At 36.2% G+C, this 22,335-nt stretch carries 16 protein-coding genes; 11 read left to right on the forward strand and 5 right to left on the reverse strand.

The features are described 5' to 3' along the window. The first annotated feature begins 419 nt into the window (after positions 1–419). The 11 genes from tig to metH all read left to right on the forward strand — a co-directional run bounded on the left by tig (position 420) and on the right by metH (position 16,399). The gene (tig, locus tag HGC4_RS16840) at positions 420–1,793 is read left to right on the forward strand and encodes a trigger factor (RefSeq protein ID WP_050711303.1); all 1,374 of its coding nucleotides are present in this window, start codon (positions 420–422) and stop codon (positions 1,791–1,793) included. A gap of 320 nt (positions 1,794–2,113) precedes the next feature. Further along, a complete protein-coding gene (clpP, locus tag HGC4_RS16845) occupies positions 2,114–2,779 on the forward strand; it encodes an ATP-dependent Clp endopeptidase proteolytic subunit ClpP (RefSeq protein ID WP_050711304.1) in 666 nt (221 codons plus the stop codon). A gap of 134 nt (positions 2,780–2,913) precedes the next feature. Then, a complete protein-coding gene (gene clpX, locus HGC4_RS16850; RefSeq protein ID WP_050711305.1) occupies positions 2,914–4,158 on the forward strand; it encodes an ATP-dependent Clp protease ATP-binding subunit ClpX in 1,245 nt (414 codons plus the stop codon). Positions 4,159–4,304: 146 nt separating this feature from the next. Beyond that, on the forward strand, positions 4,305–6,491 hold the full coding sequence (gene recQ, locus HGC4_RS16855) for a DNA helicase RecQ (RefSeq protein WP_050711306.1): 2,187 nt from the start codon (positions 4,305–4,307) through the stop codon (positions 6,489–6,491). Between the two features lie 176 nt (positions 6,492–6,667). Then, on the forward strand, positions 6,668–7,129 hold the full coding sequence (gene coaD / locus HGC4_RS16860) for a pantetheine-phosphate adenylyltransferase (protein ID WP_050711307.1): 462 nt from the start codon (positions 6,668–6,670) through the stop codon (positions 7,127–7,129). A 180-nt stretch (positions 7,130–7,309) separates the two neighbouring features. Continuing rightward, positions 7,310–8,902 carry a S41 family peptidase gene (locus HGC4_RS16865; RefSeq protein WP_050711308.1) on the forward strand — a complete coding sequence of 531 codons (1,593 nt, stop codon included), beginning with the start codon at positions 7,310–7,312 and terminating at the stop codon, positions 8,900–8,902. A 38-nt stretch (positions 8,903–8,940) separates the two neighbouring features. Further along, entirely contained in the window at positions 8,941–9,378 is a 438-nt protein-coding gene (locus tag HGC4_RS16870) for a hypothetical protein (RefSeq protein ID WP_050711309.1), read from the forward strand. 48 nt (positions 9,379–9,426) lie between these two features. Further along, a complete protein-coding gene (gene smpB / locus HGC4_RS16875) occupies positions 9,427–9,879 on the forward strand; it encodes an SsrA-binding protein (protein WP_050711310.1) in 453 nt (150 codons plus the stop codon). Between the two features lie 6 nt (positions 9,880–9,885). Beyond that, on the forward strand, positions 9,886–11,265 hold the full coding sequence (locus HGC4_RS16880; protein ID WP_050711311.1) for a DUF3329 domain-containing protein: 1,380 nt from the start codon (positions 9,886–9,888) through the stop codon (positions 11,263–11,265). 19 nt (positions 11,266–11,284) lie between these two features. Further along, positions 11,285–12,691, forward strand: coding sequence for a DUF3329 domain-containing protein (locus HGC4_RS16885; RefSeq protein WP_050711312.1), 1,407 nt, complete (start codon positions 11,285–11,287; stop codon positions 12,689–12,691). A 15-nt stretch (positions 12,692–12,706) separates the two neighbouring features. Beyond that, positions 12,707–16,399: a methionine synthase gene (gene metH / locus HGC4_RS16890; RefSeq protein WP_050711313.1), complete on the forward strand. Its 3,693-nt coding sequence runs from the start codon at positions 12,707–12,709 to the stop codon at positions 16,397–16,399. Positions 16,400–16,546: 147 nt separating this feature from the next. Here metH and HGC4_RS16895 read toward each other — a convergent pair whose 3' ends face one another. From HGC4_RS16895 to murC, 5 genes are all read right to left on the reverse strand, one after another. Then, positions 16,547–16,996 carry a GatB/YqeY domain-containing protein gene (locus tag HGC4_RS16895; protein ID WP_050711314.1) on the reverse strand — a complete coding sequence of 150 codons (450 nt, stop codon included), beginning with the start codon at positions 16,994–16,996 and terminating at the stop codon, positions 16,547–16,549. 29 nt (positions 16,997–17,025) lie between these two features. Then, positions 17,026–18,318, reverse strand: coding sequence for a cell division protein FtsZ (gene ftsZ, locus HGC4_RS16900; protein WP_050711315.1), 1,293 nt, complete (start codon positions 18,316–18,318; stop codon positions 17,026–17,028). Between the two features lie 120 nt (positions 18,319–18,438). Beyond that, positions 18,439–19,851 (reverse strand): cell division protein FtsA, encoded by a 1,413-nt coding sequence (ftsA, locus tag HGC4_RS16905; RefSeq protein WP_050711316.1) that lies wholly within the window; start codon positions 19,849–19,851, stop codon positions 18,439–18,441. Between the two features lie 244 nt (positions 19,852–20,095). Further along, complete coding sequence (locus HGC4_RS16910; RefSeq protein ID WP_050711317.1) at positions 20,096–20,830, reverse strand: cell division protein FtsQ/DivIB; 735 nt, start codon at positions 20,828–20,830, stop codon at positions 20,096–20,098. A 126-nt stretch (positions 20,831–20,956) separates the two neighbouring features. Further along, positions 20,957–22,330 carry a UDP-N-acetylmuramate--L-alanine ligase gene (gene murC, locus HGC4_RS16915; RefSeq protein ID WP_050711318.1) on the reverse strand — a complete coding sequence of 458 codons (1,374 nt, stop codon included), beginning with the start codon at positions 22,328–22,330 and terminating at the stop codon, positions 20,957–20,959. Positions 22,331–22,335: the final 5 nt, after the last annotated feature.

A 22,335-nucleotide genomic window follows, 5' to 3' on the forward strand; every position in this document is an offset into this window, starting at 1 on the left:
GGATGCTAGCTTCAAAGCTGATTACATCTCCCTTATCTTTTATCATATAACGCCATTTTTACTAGGTATCTGATATATAAGATACCGAATATAGGAGCAAATATAAATATTATTTATTCATTATCTGAGTTTTCGAGGTGATAAAAAAATGATATAAAAATTACAATAATATATTCGCTCTTAAAATCGAAGGCCAAATAGCATCAACAATAATTTAATATTCAACAAATTAATCATATTAACACGGGAATTGGTCATAACTAAAATGAAAATGAGAAATAAATTTGAATATTGGAATAATATAAACTATTTTTGTGCCACTAAAAAATTTATCTTTATTCTGAGTCTGAAGCAATATAGCTGGATTTAGTAGATCGACCGAATTAATTACATAACAATATATAAAATACAAGCGAAAGATGGATACATCTCTTATAAACGTAGATAGCGTAAATGCTATACTTAAGGTAGACGTAAAGAAAGCTGATTATCAAGGAAAAGTCGATGAGGCTATCAAAACTTTTCGCAAAAAGGCGAATGTACCGGGATTCCGTCCGGGAACTGTACCAGTAGGTATGGTTAAAAAAATGCACGGAAAATCGATCCTTGCCGAAGAAGTAAACAAATTGGTTGGTGAAGGAATCTACAATTACATACAAGAAAACAAACTTAATATATTAGGTGAACCTCTTCCTAACGAAGAAAAACAACAACCTGTTGATTTTTCTAAAGAAGAAGATTTCGAGTTTTTCTTTGATATTGCTCTTGCTCCTGAAGTAAAATTGGCTTTGAGCAAAAAAGACAAAATCACTTATTACAAAATAGCTGTAGAACAAGATTTAGTTGACAAACAAATCGCTTCTTACAAAGCAAACTACGGTAAATACGAAACTGTTGAAGAAGGTGCTAAACCAACTGACCTTCTTAAAGGTGAAGTAGTAGAACTAGAAGGTGGAAAACCTAAAGACGGTGGTATCCGCGTAGAAGGAGCTGTTTTGATGCCTTCTTATATGAAAGACGAAGAAGAGCAAGCTAAATTTGCAGATGTAAAAAAAGGTGCAACTATCGTTTTCAACCCAGGTAAAGCTTATGAAGGAAACGAAACTGAAATAGCTTCGTTCTTACATATCGAAAAAGATGCAGTAGAATCTATCGCTGCTGAATTTTCATTCACTGTAAACGAAATTACTCGTTACAAAGAGGCTGATTTAGATCAGGCATTATTCGATAAAGTATTTGGAGAAGGAACTGTTACAACTGAGGCTGATTTTATCGCTAAAGTAAAAGAAACTCTTCAAACACAATTAGCTCCAGATAGCGACTACAAATTCTTATTGGATGCACGTGTATTACTTGAAGAAAAAGCAGGTAATCTTGAATTCCCTGATGCATTCCTTAAAAGATGGTTAATGGCAACAGGTACTGACAGAACTGCAGAATCTCTTGAAGCTGATTATCCTCAAATCATCAACGATTTGAAATTCCATTTGATTAAAGAACAATTAGTGAAAGAAAACGATCTTAAGATCGAAGAAGCTGATGTTCGTGCCGTAGCTCTACAAGCTGCTCGTGTACAATTTGCTCAATACGGAATGATGGGTATGCCTGATGATGTTCTTGCAAACTATGCAAACGAAATGCTTAAGAACAAAGAAACTTCTCGCAACTTGGTTGACAAAGCAATGGAAGAAAAAATCGTTGTATGTCTTAAATCTATCGTTGGAGTAGAAGAAAAAGAAATGAGTCTTGACGAATTCAAAAAATTCTTCGAAGGAGAAGCTAACGCTGAATAAAGACCCATATTCATAATATTGCAATAAAAAAATAAGGTCTATACGAAGAGACCTTTGCCTCTAATCTTAAGAAAGACAAAGTTTTTATTTGTTGGTTTCCAATAATTATTTATAACTTTGTTTTAGACTAAGCTCCAATGGCAAAGGTCTCTTTTTTGTTCGCTGCACAACAAGGTCTAAGACCTGTTTATAGCTTCAACAGGTTATTAAGTTATAATTCAAATAACATACAAAATAGTTACTGTAACTTACAACATTAAAAGTTAGGCATAAAATTTGCAGTCTTCTAAGTGAATTAATAATTAAAGATATAAACAACTATGAATGATTTTAGAAAATACGCAACCAAACATATTGGTTTGAACGGATTGGCTCTCGATCAATACATGGATATAACCAGCAGCTATATTTCACCAACCATCATTGAAGAACGTCAACTTAATGTTGCACAAATGGACGTGTTCTCTCGATTAATGATGGATCGTATCATTTTCCTTGGTACTGGTATTGACGATTATACTGCCAATGTTATTCAGGCACAATTACTTTATTTAGATTCTGCCGATTCGGGTAAAGATATTTCTATCTATATCAATTCACCGGGAGGATCAGTATATGCCGGATATGGAATATATGACACCATGCAATTTATCAGCAGCGATGTATCTACAATCTGTACAGGCATGGCAGCTTCTATGGCAGCAGTACTATTGGTTGCAGGACAAAAAGGCAAACGTTTTGGCTTGAAGCACTCACGTACCATGATACACCAACCTTTAGGTGGTGCACAAGGACAAGCTTCTGATATTGAGATCACTGCTCGTGAGATTGCTAAAGTTAAACAAGAATTATATGCTATTATAGCAGATCATTCTGGACAAACTATCGAAAAAGTTGCTCAGGATTCGGATCGTGACTATTGGATGAATTCTACTGAAGCTAAAGACTACGGTATGATTGACGAAATATTAGTTCGAACAAAATAATGCATACATATCATTGTGAATGACTTAATAATTGGCTGCTTATAATTTATAGGCAGTCAATTATTCGTTTGTAGACATAGGCAATAGATAATAAATACATTTCAAAAACAGGTCTGTGACCTCAAATAAAAAATATGGCTAAAAAAGGAACAAACGATTCTTGTAGTTTCTGTGGACGACCTGATAGCGAGGTTAATTTATTAATCTCAGGGATATCGGCACATATATGCGACAAATGCATCGATCAGGCATATCTTATAGTAAAAGATTCTTTAAAATCGGACAAAGGTTTTGGAGATTCACTTGACAGAAAGACGCTGCCAAATCCAAAACAAATAAAAGAATTCTTGGATCAATACATTATTGGACAAGATGATGCTAAGCGTTACCTGTCGGTTTCGGTATACAATCACTACAAAAGATTGTTGCAGGAAGTAGGCGAAGATGATATTGAGATCGAAAAATCTAATATTATCATGGTAGGACCAACCGGAACGGGTAAAACAATGCTGGCACGTACCATCGCAAAATTATTACACGTACCATTCGCAATTGTTGATGCAACTGTGTTAACAGAAGCGGGATACGTGGGTGAAGATATCGAAAGTATTTTGACTCGTCTTTTACAAGCTGCTGACTATGATGTGGCTGCTGCTGAGCGTGGTATTGTATTTATTGATGAAATAGATAAAATTGCCCGTAAAGGAGACAACCCTTCTATCACTCGCGATGTAAGCGGCGAAGGTGTACAACAAGGTTTATTAAAATTACTGGAAGGTTCTATCGTGAATGTACCACCTCAGGGAGGCCGTAAACACCCTGACCAAAAAATGATTGCCGTAAACACCAAAAATATACTTTTTGTTTGCGGAGGTGCTTTTGATGGCATTGAGCGTAAGATAGCACAACGTCTGAATACTCGTGTAGTTGGATATTCTTCGGCTCTGAAAAATGCTGATATCGACAGAAAAGAACTGTTGAAATATATAACTCCTCAGGATTTAAAATCTTTTGGATTAATCCCCGAGATTATAGGTCGTCTGCCTATTCTTACTTACCTGAATGCATTAGATCATTCTGCTTTGAGAAGAATTTTAACAGAGCCTAAAAACTCAATCATCAAGCAATATCTGAAATTATTTACAATGGATGGTGTTGAACTAACCTTCGATGAGGATGTTTATGAATATATAGTAGATAAAGCCATTGAATACAAATTGGGAGCCAGAGGGCTTCGTTCGATAGTAGAAACAGTGATGATGGATGCCATGTTTACCATCCCTTCAAGCGAAGAAAAGAGCCTGCATATTACAAAAGACTACGCAGTGCAACAGTTGGAAAGCTCGAATCTGGACAGGCTGAAAAATTCTTATGAATAATTCTCATTTTTCTATTAAAAAAAAATCTTTTTCTATTGTATTTTTCACTTAAGAAGCTATCTTCGTAAGATATAATTACATTTTCAAAAATTACGAGTGTAGGTTATGTCTATTTTTGAGATTCCATTTATGCGATTTAATTAACTATGTCAAAACGAGAAGATTTATTAATCGAAAATCTAAAAAAGCATTTTGGATTTGATAAGTTCAAGGGTAACCAGGAGGCTATCATTCAGAATGTTTTAGCGGAAAAAGATACTTTTGTTTTGATGCCAACAGGAGGTGGCAAATCCCTTTGCTATCAGCTTCCTGCAATTTTGATGGAGGGTACAGCTATTATTATATCCCCATTGATTGCATTGATGAAAAATCAGGTTGATGCCATGCGCAACTTCAGCGAAGAAGATGGGATAGCTCACTTTTTGAATTCATCCTTAAATAAAGCTTCCATTGAGTTGGTAAAAGCTGATGTAGTATCGGGCAAAACAAAATTATTATATGTAGCTCCCGAATCTTTAACAAAAGAGGAAAACATCGACTTTTTGCGACATATCAAGGTATCTTTTTATGCGATAGATGAAGCGCATTGTATATCGGAATGGGGACACGATTTCAGACCCGAGTACAGACGTATCAAACCCATAATAATGGAAATCGGGCAACGTCCGCTTGTAGCATTAACAGCTACTGCGACGCCTAAAGTACAGCACGACATCCAGAAGAGTCTGGGTATGTTGGATGCAAAAATCTACAAATCATCCTTTAATCGGGAAAACCTTTATTACGAAGTTCGACCCAAAACAGAGAAAGTAGATCGGGACATTATCCGCTATATTAAATCTCAGGCTGGAAAATCAGGGATCGTATATTGTTTAAGTAGAAAAAAAGTAGAAGAATTCGCAGAAATTCTTCGTGCCAATAATATAAATGCACTTGCTTATCATGCAGGGTTAGATGCTTCTACTCGCGGAGAGAATCAGGACTCGTTCTTAATGGAAAAAGTGGACGTAATTGTTGCCACTATTGCTTTTGGGATGGGAATTGACAAACCCGATGTAAGGTATGTTATCCATTATGATATGCCCAAAAGTCTCGAAGGATATTACCAAGAGACCGGACGTGCAGGACGTGATGGAGGCGAAGGGCAATGTGTTGCATTCTATTCTTATAAAGATTTGCAAAAACTCGAAAAGTTTATGCAAGGAAAACCTGTAGCCGAACAGGAAATAGGCAAGCAACTTCTTCTTGAAACTGCAGCTTATGCTGAAACAGCGATGTGTCGTAGAATAGTTCTATTACATTATTTCGGAGAAAAATATAATCAACATAATTGTGGTAATTGTGACAATTGTATAAACCCTAAAAAACAAGTGGAAGCTCAAGATTTATTATTAACAGCGATAGAAGCTGTGTTAGCATTAAAAGAAAAATTTAAGACCGAGTATGTGATTAATTTCCTTAGAGGAAAAGAAACATCTGAGATTGAGACCTACGGACATCAAGAGTTGGAAGCATTTGGATCTGGAGAAGAGACAAACGACGAAACATGGAATGCCGTTATAAAACAGGGGTTAATTGCGGGTTATCTGGACAAGGATATTGAAAACTACGGTTTACTGAAAGTTACAAAAAAAGGAAAAGACTTTTTAAAGAAGCCAGTTTCATTCAAAATTGCTCAAGAAGAGGATTTTGATGATGAAAGTGACGATGAGGTAGTTATCAAAGGCGGTGGCGGAAGTTCGGCTGTCGATCCTGTACTATTCTCGATAATGAAAGACCTTCGTAAGAAGATGTCTAAAAAGCTGAATGTTCCTCCTTATGTAATATTCCAAGATCCTTCGTTAGAATCGATGGCAACCATCTATCCTACAAGTATCGACGAATTACAAAACATACCGGGTGTAGGAGCAGGTAAAGCAAAAAGATACGGTGCTGAGTTTGTTGAAATCATCAAAAAGCACGTAGAAGAAAACGAAATTGAACGCCCTGAAGATTTACGTGTTAGAACAGTAGCAAATAAATCGAAATTAAAGGTAGCGATAGTTCAAAGTATAGACCGTAAGGTGGCTCTTGATGATCTTGCTGAATCGAAAGGCATAGAATTTCCTGAGCTATTGGCTGAACTTGAAGCTATTGTTTATTCGGGTACTAAAATAAATATCGATTATTTCTTGAATGAAGTGATAGACGAAGACCATATGGCTGACATCTTTGACTATTTTCAGGAAGCCGAGTCGGATGATCTCGAAGATGCAATTAATGAACTAGGCATGTTTACCGAAGAAGAAATTCGTCTGGTAAGAATCAAGTTCATTTCCGATATGGCAAATTAAGGTCATTGACCTTCTTATTATTACTGTTTGATTCATAATTAAGTTCATCTAGGTATTAAATAATATACAACTATTTGTTGTTATATCTTGTAGCGAAAATCTACGATTTAATTCCCTAAGTCATAAAAGGTTTGTGAACCTAATAATGATACAAACAGTAAGTACAGCAGTAAAAAATGAAGAGAGCTATTTTTCCAGGCACATTCGACCCATTTACAATTGGTCATGCATCACTGGTTCGAAGAGGATTAAACGTTGTTGATGAAATTGTTATATCAATTGGAGTTAACGATAGTAAAAGGAGTTATTTTTCGTTGGAGCAACGAATTCAAATGATAGAAAAGTTGTATGCGGATGAGCCTCGAGTTTCGGTAGGTTCATACGATTCTCTGACTGTTGATTTTGCAAACAAAGTAGGTGCAAAATTTATTATCCGAGGAATAAGATCCGTTAATGATTTCGAATATGAGAAAACTATAGCCGACATGAATCGCAATATCTCAGGTATCGAAACATTAGTACTCTTTACTGAGCCAGAATTAACTCATATTAGCTCTACAATTGTTCGGGAACTTTTGCGCTATAAACACGACGTTAGCAAATTTGTACCGGATGGTATTGATTTTAATACAGACTAAGACAATTGAATTGGAATAAAATAAAACTATCCAAAGAGTCAAGTAAGAGCCTTTGCTTGACTTTTTTGCATAAATAAGGTCGTAGACTTTTTATTACTTTAGAACTATAACACCTACAACCTGTTATAATTCTAAATATATATCACTTAATACTTTTATTTACTTAAAAGAGAACACAGAATGAGAAAGACACTGTTATTGATAATAACCTGTACATTTATTTTTGTTAATACAATTTCGGCACAATACGCCATGAGTCAAGGGACTAAGAAATTAGCCACGACTATGACTTTAATAGAGAGAATGTATGTTGATACTGTTGACGACGAAAAGTTGGCAGAAGATGCTATCGTAGCCATACTAAAGGAACTCGATCCTCATTCCTCTTATCTAAGTGCTGAGACTGTAGCAGATATGAATGAACCATTGGAAGGTAATTTCGATGGAATAGGTATATCATTTAACATGATCTCCGACACGCTGTATGTGATAGAAACAATAGCCGATGGTCCTTCGGAGCGTGTAGGCTTACTTCCTGGCGATCGTATTATAGCTGTGAACGATACCGCCATTGCAGGTGTTAATATGAATACACGTGATATAATGAAACGGCTGAAAGGGCCAAAAGGAACTAAGGTGAATATAAAAGTACTTCGCCGAGGTGTTCAAAAACCAATAAGCTTTCAGATAATACGTGCAAAGATTCCTATTTACAGTCTGGATGCAGCCTATATGATTGATGATAAAACAGGCTATATCAGATTGAGCCGCTTTGGAGCAACAACCGTTGCCGAATTTAAAGAGGCACTAGCTAAACTATCATCTCAAGGTTTACAGAACTTGATTCTGGACCTTGAAGGTAATGGCGGAGGCTATTTAAATGCTGCAACAGAACTTGCTGATGAATTCTTAGATAAGGACAAGCTTATTGTTTATATGGAGGGAACTCATCAGGCTAGAACCAGCGATTCGACAACTGAAAAAGGGCTATTCGAAAAAGGAAAATTAGTAATTCTGGTTGATGAAGGTTCGGCTTCGGCAAGTGAAATTGTTTCAGGAGCAGTTCAAGATTGGGACAGAGGTTTAATAGTTGGTAGACGCACCTTTGGTAAAGGGCTTGTTCAAAGACAGTTTCCCCTACCCGATGGATCGATGATTCGCTTAACTGTTGCACGTTATTACACACCTACAGGACGTTCTATTCAGAAACCATATACACATGGAGATCAAGATTCTTACAATAAAGATTTGATTGACAGATACAACAGAGGTGAAATGATGAATGCAGACAGCATACATTTCCCTGATTCTTTGAAATACAAAACACTCGTAAATGAGCGTACTGTATATGGTGGCGGTGGTATTATGCCTGACTATTTTGTGCCAATAGATACTGCTGAATATACAGAATACAGCGGACGTATAAATGCAATGGGCATTATTTACCGACTGTCATTACAAACAGTGGATGCTAATAGAAAAGAGCTTCTGAAGAAATATCCGACTATCGAGAAATTCAAAAAAGAATATGAGGTATCGGATGAACTTCTATCAGAAATGATAAAAATGGCAACCGATGATAAAATCGAATATAAAGAAGATCAATATCTCAGATCTAAAGAACAGTTTAAGCGCAGAATAAAGGCTTTAATTGCGAGAGATCTATTCAACACCGAAGCATACTTCAAGATTATCAATGACGAGAGTGAAATCTTCAAAAAAGGTCTTGAAATTATAAATAGTGATACTGAATACAATAAGTTACTTAAATAAGGAGTATCAAGAAAGAAAAGAATAAACATCAATAGATTATGACAGCAAGAAAAGTGTATAAAGAAATTTCGAAAGTTCTGACCGAGGCAATTAATGGTTTGAACGAAGGGTATACAGGCAGTTCTTTAACTGATATATTTCTTGTTGTCGATAAAGATAGCGGTAGCCTATCCGTTTTTGATGATGAAGAGAATCTACTTTCTCAAGTTATAGTAGAGGCTTGGGCATCAGAAGATGATGACCAAGTTATTGCCCGTCAATTAAGAGAGGTTGTGGAACAATTCGATATGGATAATAAGTTCGACTCTCTGGACGTGTTTAAACCATTCTCGATTAACATTGCTGATGAAAACTTGGTGGTTCTCGAAGAACTATTAGTTATTGAAGATGATTCTATCATCAGAATCGAGAATGATTTTCTTAGCCGTATAGATAAAGAATTTGACGACTTTTTAGATAAATTGCTGAAAGAATAAGCTCTTCGCATCTTATTCACACACAGCTACTCCAAGATAGATTATACGATGAAACAATTAAATATAAATATAAAGAATAAACGAGCAACTTTCGATTATGAGTTACTCGATACTTATACTGCGGGAATAGTATTAACCGGAACCGAAATTAAATCAATCAGATTAGGTAAAGCCAGTCTGGTTGATACTTTTTGTATATTCGAGAAAGAGGCACTATGGGTAAGAAACATGAATATTACCGAATATTTTTACGGTTCATACAACAACCACGTAGCTCGTAGAGACCGCAAACTTCTACTCAATAAAAAAGAACTAAAAAAGATTCAGCGATCTGTTAAAGAAACAGGCTATACAATTGTTCCTACACGCCTATTTCTTAACGACAGAGGCTTGGCGAAACTTAATATTGCAATTGCACGAGGTAAAAAGCAATATGACAAACGACAAACTCTAAAAGAAAAAGATGATAAAAGAATGATGGATAGAATAATGAAAAAATAAAGAGGAATGAATTACAATAAAAAAAAAATAACGGGGGATAATACTAATAAGATTATTCTGGGATTATTTCTTCTTATTTTTTTCATCTTAGTTTTTTTACTAAATCGATTGTATCCTATTCATTCAGATGATTGGATGTACTCATTTATTTTCAATGAGACTCCACCCAAACGTATTGAAAGCATACTCGATATATTCGTATCACAGTACAATCATTATCTGTATTGGGGTGGTCGAAACGTGGTTCATTTCATCGATCAGCTTTTGTTATTATTGAATCCTATTATCAGAGAGATAATCAATAGTATAGCTTATATTCTTTTCGCATTTATAATATACAGAATAGCCAATAACGGGCGACCAACCAATCCCTTTTTATTTTTGCTGATCAACTTATTGATCTGGTTACTAACACCCGTATTTCCTCAAACAGTTATTTGGATTACAGGCAGCAGTAATTATTTATGGGGCACATTAATCATCATTGTATTTCTATCATACTATTATAGCTTTTATTTGAACGAAAAAAAGCACAAAGGTGTTTTTAGAAACATTCTGTTTTTGCTCTGTGGAGTTATTGCAGGATGGACAAACGAAAATTCCGCCATTGCACTTATTTTCATTCTATTCAACATCCTTCTGTATTTTAAGATAAGAAAGATCAAGATACCTATGTGGGCTACTTATGGCTTTATTGGTGTTTGTATCGGTTGCATCATTATGTTGTTAGCACCCGGTAACTTCATCAGATCGAAAGATACACATGCAGCGTTTAATCTAACTGACAAACCCTTCATGGATGTACTAGAGTACAAAGCGCGAAATATATATTGGATTTATAAATATGTCAATTCAATAGGTATTCTTATTGTAATATATGCATGCTTTACATTCCTCTTCTTTTGTCAGAATAAGGATAGCAGGAATTACAAAGCATGGTTTGGCTCATTATTGTTTTTTACTGCGGCTCATGTCTCAGCTTTTGCAATGATTGGCTCACCTATATTTCCACTTCGTGCTACATTCTGCTTATCAAGTTTTATGATCATATCCATATGCATACTTTATGCTAATATCAGTTTGAGTAATTTGACTCTCAAAATCGGAAATATTTTGATATTGATCGCGGGAACTACTATCTTCGTATTTACTTACATAGAAAGGTATCAAGTGTTATCCTCTCTTTCTGACAGATATCAGCAAAGAGAATTATATATAGAAGACCAAAAAGAAATAGGTAATAAGGATATTATATTAAAAGAATCACCGATTATACTGCCTGCCGAATTTGATTTTGAAGATATTTCGGGTGATCCAACATCTTGGCGGAATACAATTTGCGCCGACTATTATAAGTTAAATTCAATAAAACGGATCGATCCGTAAGCACATCTAAGATTGACTAATGAAAGAGTATTACGAAAACTGTATCAGCAAATATCTTAAACTAGATGCTACACTATCTGGTGAAAAGTCAGCTAAATTTATTTTTAGCATACTTCTGCTATTCTTTTTCGTACTCATTCTATCGCTAAATATTATATATCCTTTATATGCTGACGATTGGGGTTATGTATTTAAAGAAGGAACAAATTTCACTCAAAGGAATAGTGGTATATCCGATATTCTACATTCGCAGTATAGCCACTATTTTGGGCATGGCGGAAGAACTGTAGTGCATATCATAGCCCAATATCTACTCTTTCTTGGAGGTTATTGGACTGATCTCCTTAATAGTGTTGCTTACATTCTATTTACTTTTGTAATATACAAGATCTCTAATATTGATAGAAAGGTTAATCCTTCGTTATTCTTTTTTATCAATATCCTAATCTGGTTTTTTCAACCAGCATTTTCTCAAACAATTCTCTGGATAACAGGTAGTGCTAACTACTTATGGGGAACGCTCATTATTATTTCGTTTCTATATTTCTTTTGTCAATCATTTATAAAAGAAAGCAATAAAAGTTCCGCCTCTAAAACTACTATCTTCTTCTTTGCTGGTATTATTGCAGGATGGACTAACGAAAATACAGCTTTAGGCATGATATTTATGATCTGCCTATTGCTTATATATTTAAAAAGAACACATAATCCAATACCGATGTGGATGATAACCGGATTGGCAGGAGCAATTATAGGCTTCATCATTATGGCTGCCGCACCCGGTAATTATGTAAGATACGAAGGTATCATCCAAACTAATGAAGTCATACAACAATCGAAAATAAAATATTACTTAACAAGGCTACTACCCGTCATAGGTGATTTTTACAAATTTGCGTTACCTCTTGTCATGATATATTCGCTAGCACTAGTCACATATATCTATTTCGACAAAAAAAGAAATATAAGAATCATATACCTATCGCTCTGCTTCTGTGCTGCTGGTATTATAGCAGATATGGCAATGATTGCTTCTCCTGAGTTTCCTTCTAGGGCTTGGTTTGGTATCATTACATTCTTTATTATTGCTATTGGAATTATATATGCCAATCTAAAGACAGAACATATATACCTTTCAGTTATAAAGACACTTCTAATCTTTTTTGCATCAATCTATTTCTTACTGACATACCAAAAAGGATTTAAAGACTTATATGCTCTTAACGAAGTATTTAAAAGAAGGGAACAAATTATAGATCAACAACAAAACAAGGCTGAATTCGACTTTGTTACTAAAGAAACAATCAATCCTCAAACAGCTCTACCGATGATAGATGAAGTTCCATCGGATAGTGAACACTGGATAAATTACTTCTATATTAAATATCACAAAATCAGATCCTTCAAAATAGAGTCCGAGAAATAAATAAGAATACTAAGAATGCTACAGATTAAAGATATACTAAAAGAGAGAATACTTATATTAGATGGTGCCATGGGTACCATGATACAACGATATACGCTTACTGAAGAAGATTTTAGAGGAGACAGATTCAAAAACTCTACGAATCTCCTTAAAGGCAATAACGATTTATTGTGTCTTACCCGTCCTGATATAATTGAAGCTATACACTGCGAATACTTAGAAGCAGGAGCAGATATCATAGAGACCAACTCGTTCAATGCAAACTCTATTTCTATGGACGACTATAATATGTCGGACTTAGTAAAAGAAATGAATATTGCAGCGGCTCGTCTTGCTCGTAAGGCAGCAGATGAATATACAAAACGTACACCTAATAAGCCTCGCTTTGTGGCAGGATCAATAGGTCCTACTAACAAGACTGCATCTATGAGTCCTAAGGTAGAGAACCCAATCTACCGTGCTGTGACCTTTGACGATTTGCATCAAGTATACAAAGAGCAAATAGAAGGTTTGATTGATGGTGGAGTTGATCTGCTTTTAATAGAAACTATATTTGATACACTGAATGCTAAAGCAGCTCTTTTTGCAGCAGCAGAAGTTCGCAAAGAACGAAATATAGAGATGCCAATTATGATTTCGGTAACGTTATCAGACAAAGGCGGACGTACTCTTTCGGGACAAACAACCGGAGCATTTCTTGCATCTGTCAGCCATATCGATTTCCTCTCAATAGGTCTTAACTGCTCATTCGGGGCATCTGACATGAAACCTTTCCTTAAGGAATTGGGCAGACTTGCACCTACATATGTATCGGCATATCCTAATGCAGGTTTACCAAATCAATTTGGAGAATATGATGAGACTCCCGAAATTATGGCTAAGCAGATCAAAGAATATATAGACGAAGGTCTTGTTAATATTCTTGGTGGATGTTGTGGTACTACCCCCGATCACATAGCGCAATACGTGAGTTTAGTTGAAGGAGCAACTCCTCATAAACCTGCTGAAAAGCCTAAATATATGTGGCTTTCCGGTTTAGAATTATTGGAAGCTAAACCTGAGATTAATTTTATAAATGTTGGTGAGCGTTGTAATGTAGCCGGTTCTCGTAAGTTTCTTCGACTTATAAAAGAAGAAAAATACGAAGAAGCACTAACCATTGCCCATAGACAAGTAGAAGATGGCGCTCAGATTCTTGATGTAAACATGGATGAAGGTCTATTGGATGGAGTCAAAGAAATGACGACCTTCCTCAATCTGGTAGCGTCCGATCCCGATGTATCACGTATTCCCGTAATGGTCGATTCATCTAAATGGGAAGTACTTGAAGCAGGTCTTAAATGTCTGCAAGGTAAAGCTGTTGTAAACTCAATCTCGCTGAAAGGTGGAGAGGAAGAGTTTCTTCGTCAAGCACGTTTGGTTAACCAATACGGAGCAGCCGTAATTATTATGGCATTTGATGAAACAGGACAAGCTGATAGATTCGAGAGACGTATCGAAATATGTGAGCGTGCTTATAAGTTACTTGTAAATGACGGATTTAATCCGATGAATATAATCTTCGACCCCAACATCTTAGCAATAGCTACGGGGATTGAAGAACATAGAGGCTATGCGGTTGATTTTCTTAAAACCATTGAATGGATAAAAGCGAATCTACCTCATGCTAAAATCAGTGGAGGTGTTAGCAACCTTTCGTTCTCGTTCCGCGGGAATGATTATATACGAGAAGCTATGCACTCGGTATTTCTTTACTATGCCATCCAAAAAGGTATGGATATGGGTATTGTGAATCCGGGGCAGTCAGTTATATACGACGACATCCCCACAGACCTTAGAAACCTCATAGAAGACGTTATCTTCAACAGAAGAGAAGAAGCTACCGATGAACTTATTGATTACGCTGAGCGTATCAAGAATGAGAAATCGAACCAACCCGAACAAAAAGTAGAAGAATGGCGTAGCTATGCCTTAGATCAGCGTTTAGAATATGCTCTGATTAAAGGTATCAGCGACTTTATGGAAGAAGACTTGGAAGAAGCTCTAAGAGTGTATCCAAAAGCCGTAGATATCATCGATAAACCTCTTATGTCAGGGATGAACAAAGTAGGAGATCTCTTCGGATCGGGAAAAATGTTTTTACCACAGGTTGTAAAAACCGCACGTACAATGAAACGTGCCGTAGCTATACTTGAACCTACACTTGAGGCTCAAAAAGATTCAAAATCGGTTTCTAACAGTGCCGGTAAACTTGTTATCGCAACCGTGAAAGGCGATGTTCACGATATTGGTAAAAATATCGTAGCTATCATTCTGGCTTGTAACAACTATGAAGTTATCGATCTTGGCGTAATGGTTCCACCGGAAGTAATTATCCAAAAGGTAATAGAAGAGCAACCTGATATATTATGTCTTAGTGGACTTATTACTCCATCTTTAGAAGAAATGAGTATTGTTGCTCATGAGATGGAAAAAGCTGGATTTACGATTCCGCTTATGATTGGAGGTGCTACGACTTCAAAACTGCATACAGCTATAAAAATTGATCCTAAATATAACAACGGTTCGGTAGTATATGTGAAGGATGCTTCACAAGCTCCATCAGCTGTTGCTAAACTCATCAATCCTGCCTCTAAAGAATCTTTTATCCAAGAGATAAGAGACGAGTATCAGGATCTGAGAGATTCAATGGAGACAAAAAAAGTGGAACTTCTTCCACTTGATGAAGCTATAAAGAATTCATTCAAAATTGATTGGGCAAATTATACACCGTCTACTCCTAATAACTTGGGTCGCCATATTATTCCTCACATTCCGATAGAAGAGATTCTTCCATATATCGATTGGAAGTTCTTCTTCCACTCCTGGAATCTTTCGGCACGTTATCACACTGTACAGCATTTAGATGGTTGTCCTAGTTGCGATATTGAATGGCTGAACACTTTCCCCGAGAAAGAGAAAGAAAAGGCTCAAGAGGGTATGAGTTTGTATCGTGATGCTAAGAAAATGTTAGATCAACTAATCTTTTCGAAAGCTGAGTACATCAAGGCTGTATATGCTATTCATGAAGCTTATGTAGATAATGAATGTATCTATATCAACAACATTTGCTTTCCAATGTTACGTCAGCAAAAGAAAAACGACAAAGGGGTATATCTTTCTCTTTGTGATTTTGTTCTACCAAAGAATAGTGGCAAAAAAGATTATGTAGCAGGATTTACAGCAACAGCAGGTGTAGGTTCTAACGAATTGCTAAGCCAATACGAACATCAGGGAGATGAGTACAATGTATTGCTTTTGAAATCATTACTTGACCGTTTGGCTGAAGCCACAACCGAATACCTTCATGCTAAAATTAGAAAAGAATTCTGGGGATTTGCTCCAGATGAAGATATTACAATAGATCAGATGTTTACTCTTAAATATCAAGGCATTCGCCCAGCAGTAGGCTACCCTTCTATACCCGATCAGTCTATCAACTTCCTATTGAATACCGATCTTTTACAATCAACAGAAATAGGTGTTGAACTAACTGAAAATGGTGTTATGCTACCTAATGCTTCGGTGAGTGGGCTAATCTTTGCTCATCCACAATCTAGATATTTCAGTATCGGACAGATTTCAGAAGAGCAAGCTGATAATTATATCGAACGCCGAGGAGAAAAAGCTGAGCTAACCAGAAAATTTCTAGCTGCCAATATGATGTAAGATCATAAACCTTTTTATTGCCTTGGTAAGGCAGAACTGCATTTGCTAGGTACAAGCAAAAAGGTACAATAATAAATAAAGAAGCCGATGAAAATTATTTTCATCGGCTTCTTTATTATGATAAGAATCAAAAGGTTTGTTGACCTTTTATGATAATAATTTCTTTACAGTCTCCGAAATTGCTTTTCCCGGAGCTAATCCTGCTAATTGTTTTGTAGCAGCACCCATTACTTTACCCATATCGGCTGCACTTGTTGCTCCTACAGAAGCTATAATCTCTTTCAATTTAACTTCAAGCTCTTGTTCTGTGAGTTGCTTTGGTAAATAATGCTCTAGTACAGCTATTTCTTCCAATTCTTTTTCAGCTAACTCAGGACGATCTTGCGACTTGTAAATATCTGCACTGTCTCTTCTTTGCTTTACCATTTTTTGAAGAATCTTCACAGCAACTTCGTCCGACAATTCACCATCGCTATCTTTAGCTGTTTTTGCTTCAATAAACTCTTTTTTCGCTCCGCGTAATGCTTCTAATTTGATCTTATCTTTAGCACGCATTGCATCTTTAATATCTTCACTTACTCTATCAAACAAGTCCATATATGGTTGTATTTTTAAGGTCTCAGACCTTAGTTAAATAAATCTGTTGATTTTTTAGTTTCGGGCTTATAGTCATTCGGATTGAAATCTTCACCTCTTTTAAATACAGGAGTGTTTTCCAATGCTTCAACTATCTTATCATCATCCAGTTCTTCGGTCGATAATATAATAGGACGTGGAGTAAAGAATGATTTAACATCCATAGTTTTAACTCCGTCTTTCCCGTAATGCTGCTCAATCATAGTATTGATACGGCGTTTTTCTTCCTCTTCTTTGATGAAACGTTCCTCTTCCAAGCGTTGCTCTTCTTCGGTCATTTCTCTCAGATGATCTCCAATACCTGGTATGCTCGACATTCCAAAACCTGTTGCCAGCAAAGTAATTTTAACCTTACCACCCAAGCTCTCTTCTGTTGCTGTACCCCATATAACTTCAATCTCAGGACCAAAGCGTTTCATGAATTCAGATACAGATTCCATTTCTTCAACAATAAGTGGAGTTTCTGCTCCTGCATAAATGTTGAATAGTATCTTTTTTGCTTTAAAGACATCATTGTTATTCAACAATGGCGAATGTAATGCGTTTCTGATAGCTTCCTCTACTCTGTTTTCTCCTTCGCCCATGCCACTACTCATGATAGCTACACCACCATCTTTAAGGATGGTTTTAACATCGGCAAAGTCGAGATTTATATGCCCGTGTACGGTTATAATCTCGGCAATACCTTTTGCTGCAATAGCTAAAGTATCATCAGCTTTGGCAAATGCATTCGGAATCGTAAGATCCGAATATATATCTATCAAACGCTCATTGTTGATTACCAATAAGGCATCTACATTCTGAGCAATATCTTCAACACCTCTAAGGGCTTGGATTATCTTTTTACGACCTTCAAACACAAAAGGTATTGTAACAATACCAACGGTCAGAATATTCATATCTTTTGCAATACGGGCTACAACAGGAGCTGCACCGGTTCCGGTTCCCCCTCCCATACCTGCCGTAATAAATACCATTTTGGTACCATCAGCCAGAAGTTCCTGTATGTCTTGGCGACTTTCTTCGGCAGCAGATTTTGCTACTTCGGGGCGGTTACCTGCTCCTAGACCTTCGGTTGTACGTCTACCAAGTTGTACACGGGTTTCAACGGGAGATTCATGCAATGCCTGATTGTCTGTATTACAGAGAGCAAACGATACGTCATGTATTCCCTCATTATACATATGATTCACGGCATTTCCACCACCACCACCTACACCAATAACTTTGATGATAGTCTGGGTTTTTCGCGGAAACTGAAATTCTAATATCTCGTCATTCATATAGCGTATCTTCTTTATTTATCACGTTTGTAAGGTTGCAGACCTTATATTGCTTTGGTAGGTCTAATATCCCTAATTAGCTATTAATTCGAAATTGGAGGACTAAAAGCTGTAGATTAATTAATCTTCATCTTTAAACATAGTTCCACCTAAGTTCTGTATTTTACCGAAGAAATCAAAAAGACCAGGCGTTTTTTTGTCTTTCACCTTTTTCGCTTTTCTTGGTCTTTCTTCGTATTCCGGCTCTTCGTCTTCGTATTCTTCGTCATCATCATTATCCACAGGTGGTTGTTCATGATGTACAGAAGAGTTCTGATTTCTTTCTGAGGCTTCAGAATAACTACCACTCTGTGCTGAATCTAATGGACGTGGACGGTTGATATAATCAACTTTAGGAGCTTCTACTTTTTCGCAATTCTCATTTGCAAATAACAATAGTCCTAAACATTGAGCATACGCAGGATTTTGCAATAAATCGGCTGCATTATTAATATACAATCGTTTTGCTGCTCCTTTTTTAACAGGCATCTGTGCTTTTTCTTCTAAAAACTCAGGTAAACCTGTCAACTGAGAAGCACCTCCCACTATTATTATACCGGCATCTAATTTGCCTGCATAACCCGATTCTTTTATCTGATTAAGGATGTTTAAAATAATCTCTTCTTCACGAAGTTGGATTACTTTATTCATCTCCTTTACATCAACTTCAGAATTAGAAGAAGATGTGGCTTGCTTATTTTTATCCTTGCCTACTCTACCATATTTTATTTTATACGATTCGGCAGCTGTGTCTATAAAACCTAGTTCTTTTACATCTTTAGAAATGGTGCGACCTCCAAATGGTATCACTGCCATGTAACGAAGAAGACCTTCTTTGTATATTGATAGTGTAGTTGTACCTGCACCAAAGTCGATAAGAGCACAGCCTGCTTGCTTATCAGTCTCATCCAGAACGATAGCTCCGGCTGCAACGGGTCCAACAATAAATCCGGCAATGTCTAACTGATTCTTTTCAGTAATACATTTTATAAGGTTGCTCTTGATATTGGGACGACCTACTATAAGGCGATAACGCCCCTCTACTAGAGTTGCAGTTTTACCAATAGGATCATCCTCGGGATGTCCATCCAAAAATATTTCTGGTGCAACAACACTATAATTTGTCAAAAAATCAGGCTTATTCTGACGAGCTTGTTGTTCCATTTGGTCTATAACCGCAAATGAAACTTCTGACTCATCTATAAGATCTTTTGTTAAAGTATATTCTATTGCCCGCAGAGATTTTCCGGCAACCGACACATATATTTTTCCTATTTTACGACCCGACTTGTTTTCCAACAAGTTTACCAACTTCTTTATTTTTCCTGCCGCTTCATCTATATTGTAAACCACTCCGTGCTTTACACAATTATCAGATGGGATAGATTCTGATGCGAGAATAGATATTACTCCCTGCTCATTTTTCCGTCCTAACAATCCTACAATTTTCGAAGTCCCTAAGTCGATACCGACAATAAAACCTGATTGTTCCATATCTTCTTTCCTATTAAGGTCTAAGACCCATTATATCATTTCCTCTAGCAAAACAATTCTAGTTTGTTTACTTAGATAGATCTCTAAACTCTTTTATTTACTTATATACATACTAAACGTTCTTTTCACAAAAATATTTAAGCTCGTAAAGCTTTTTATGGCTTTGATAAACATAATAACAACAAGCTATTATAATTATCGGCTCTGCCTTTAATATTTTTTGTATCTGTAGTATTTCTTACATTCAACGCTTTGTGCCTACAACTTGTTTGTCGTATTTCAAATTTATTTTTGTATACCTGTTCCAGCCCGTACCGGGTAAAGCTTCGGTATAGAATTTTTTCAGCCGATCTAGCTTAGCATCAACATCTTCTAACTTTCCCATCAGTACTTCGTGATTCCCAATTCGGGTTATCAAGATAACTTCGTCTTTCGGTTGAACCACAATTTGTTCGATCTGAGCATTCCAAAATTCGTTCTTTGACAAAAATAGTGCAAATTTATATAAATCTGTCTTTGCAAACTCATCTTTTATTTCCCCAGTTGCAATTGGTAGGTACGCTGTATTATGAATAGAGAGGGGCATTTTCTCCCCATCTTTATCAATATAGTAACTTTGTTCACCCGATGGCATAACCCTGAGAATAGGGATTCGCTCAATAATTACGGCTCTTATACCACCTCCGCTAGTTAAGAAAACCTCGGCAGATTTAATCAATTTATTAGACAACAAGGCTTCTTGTATAGCTAAAGTATTAACTTCTTTTAGCTGCTTTCCATAAGGATTTAACCCTCGCGAGTCTATATCTTTCTCCAGGTCAGACACCTGTATAAAACGGTCAGTATCTTCATTGTTTACCACAATCTCAAATTGGTTGCATACTTTATCTTGTGGCTTTTTCTCGAAAAAGAAAGCCGCAAAAATCAGGTAACCACCCAATAAACACAATCCGATAATAACTAATATTTTCTTTACCATTCAGTATTTTAAAGTCTCAGACTTTTTTCAATATTAAGTAACATTAAAATATTTATTGCTACATTTTTGTTTGTAACCAAACTATGTTTTTATTCACTCCTATGTCCTGTAACAAGGTTAGTAGCCTTATTTTAAACGAGCTTCTAATATATCTTTTATTTCAGGTAACAGACGATCAATATCTCCGGCTCCAATTGTCAAGAGTACTTCAATATCGTCCTTTTTCTCTAGTATATCTAATAGTTCTTCTTTTTTACACAACGTCTTTTTGCAGGTTACTTTATCAAAAATAACTATTGAAGTTATACCTTCAATAGGTTTTTCGCGAGCTGGATATATATCTAATAGAATCAATTCATCTAAGAGTGATAAACTTCTGGCAAACTCATCTACAAAATCTCGGGTTCGTGTATATAAGTGCGGTTGAAAAACACCCAGCACTTTTTTATCGGGATATAATTCTTTGACAGAAGATATACTTGCCGACAATTCATCGGGATGATGCGCATAATCATCTATCATTACCAGATTATCAGATTTGAGAAGAAAATCAAAACGACGTTTTGCTCCTTGAAAGGTAGCCATTGCACGGCGTAATTCTTCATCCGTCGTTCCATTTAACCAAGCCAGCGCCATAGAACCTATTCCGTTTTCGATATTAATTCGAACAGGAACTCCCAATTCTATATTTTTAATAGAGCCTTTAGGTGTCACAAAATCGAAACGAATAGTACCTCCACCTACTTTTATATTCTCTGCATGAAAGTCTCCTCTATCAATAGAATATGTATATAGTCTGACTCCTTCAACCAGTTTAGGTGACAATTTTATATTGTGCTTCATCACTAAAGCCCCTCCGGGTTGGATTAGGCTTGTGAATTTTTCAAAGCTTTTCAAATACTCGGCTTCTGTTCCATATATATCCAGGTGATCGGGATCAACCGAAGTTATCAAAGCCATATAAGGATGCAGCCAATGGAAAGAACGATCGTACTCGTCAGCTTCAACCACTGTAAATTCACTTGTATCGGACAACATGAGATTACTTCCGTAATTCTTAAGTATTCCTCCCAGAAAAGCATTACAATCGAGATGAGAGCCTTTCAGAATATGAGCAAGCATACTCGAAGTAGTTGTCTTGCCATGAGTACCTGCACAACATAAAGCTTTACTGCTTTTAGTTATCAAGCCTAAAACCTGAGCTCGTTTTTTAAGATCGAAATTATTTTGTTGGAAATATTGTAACTCAGCACTATCACTGGGTAAAGCTGGGGTATAAACAACTAAAGTTGAATCTTTATCTATAAAATCAGTTGGAATATTATTTGTATTATCATCGTAATGAATACTTGCTCCTTCTTGCACAAGAGTCTGAGTCAACAAAGTTTCGGCTCTATCATATCCTGCCACTTTTTTACCTTTCGATAAAAAATAACGAGCCAAGTTACTCATACCAATACCACCTATTCCTAAAAAATATACTGATTTTATATTTTCCATAATTT

It is taken from the genome of Dysgonomonas sp. HGC4 (assembly GCF_001261715.1).
Taxonomy (GTDB): domain Bacteria; phylum Bacteroidota; class Bacteroidia; order Bacteroidales; family Dysgonomonadaceae; genus Dysgonomonas_A.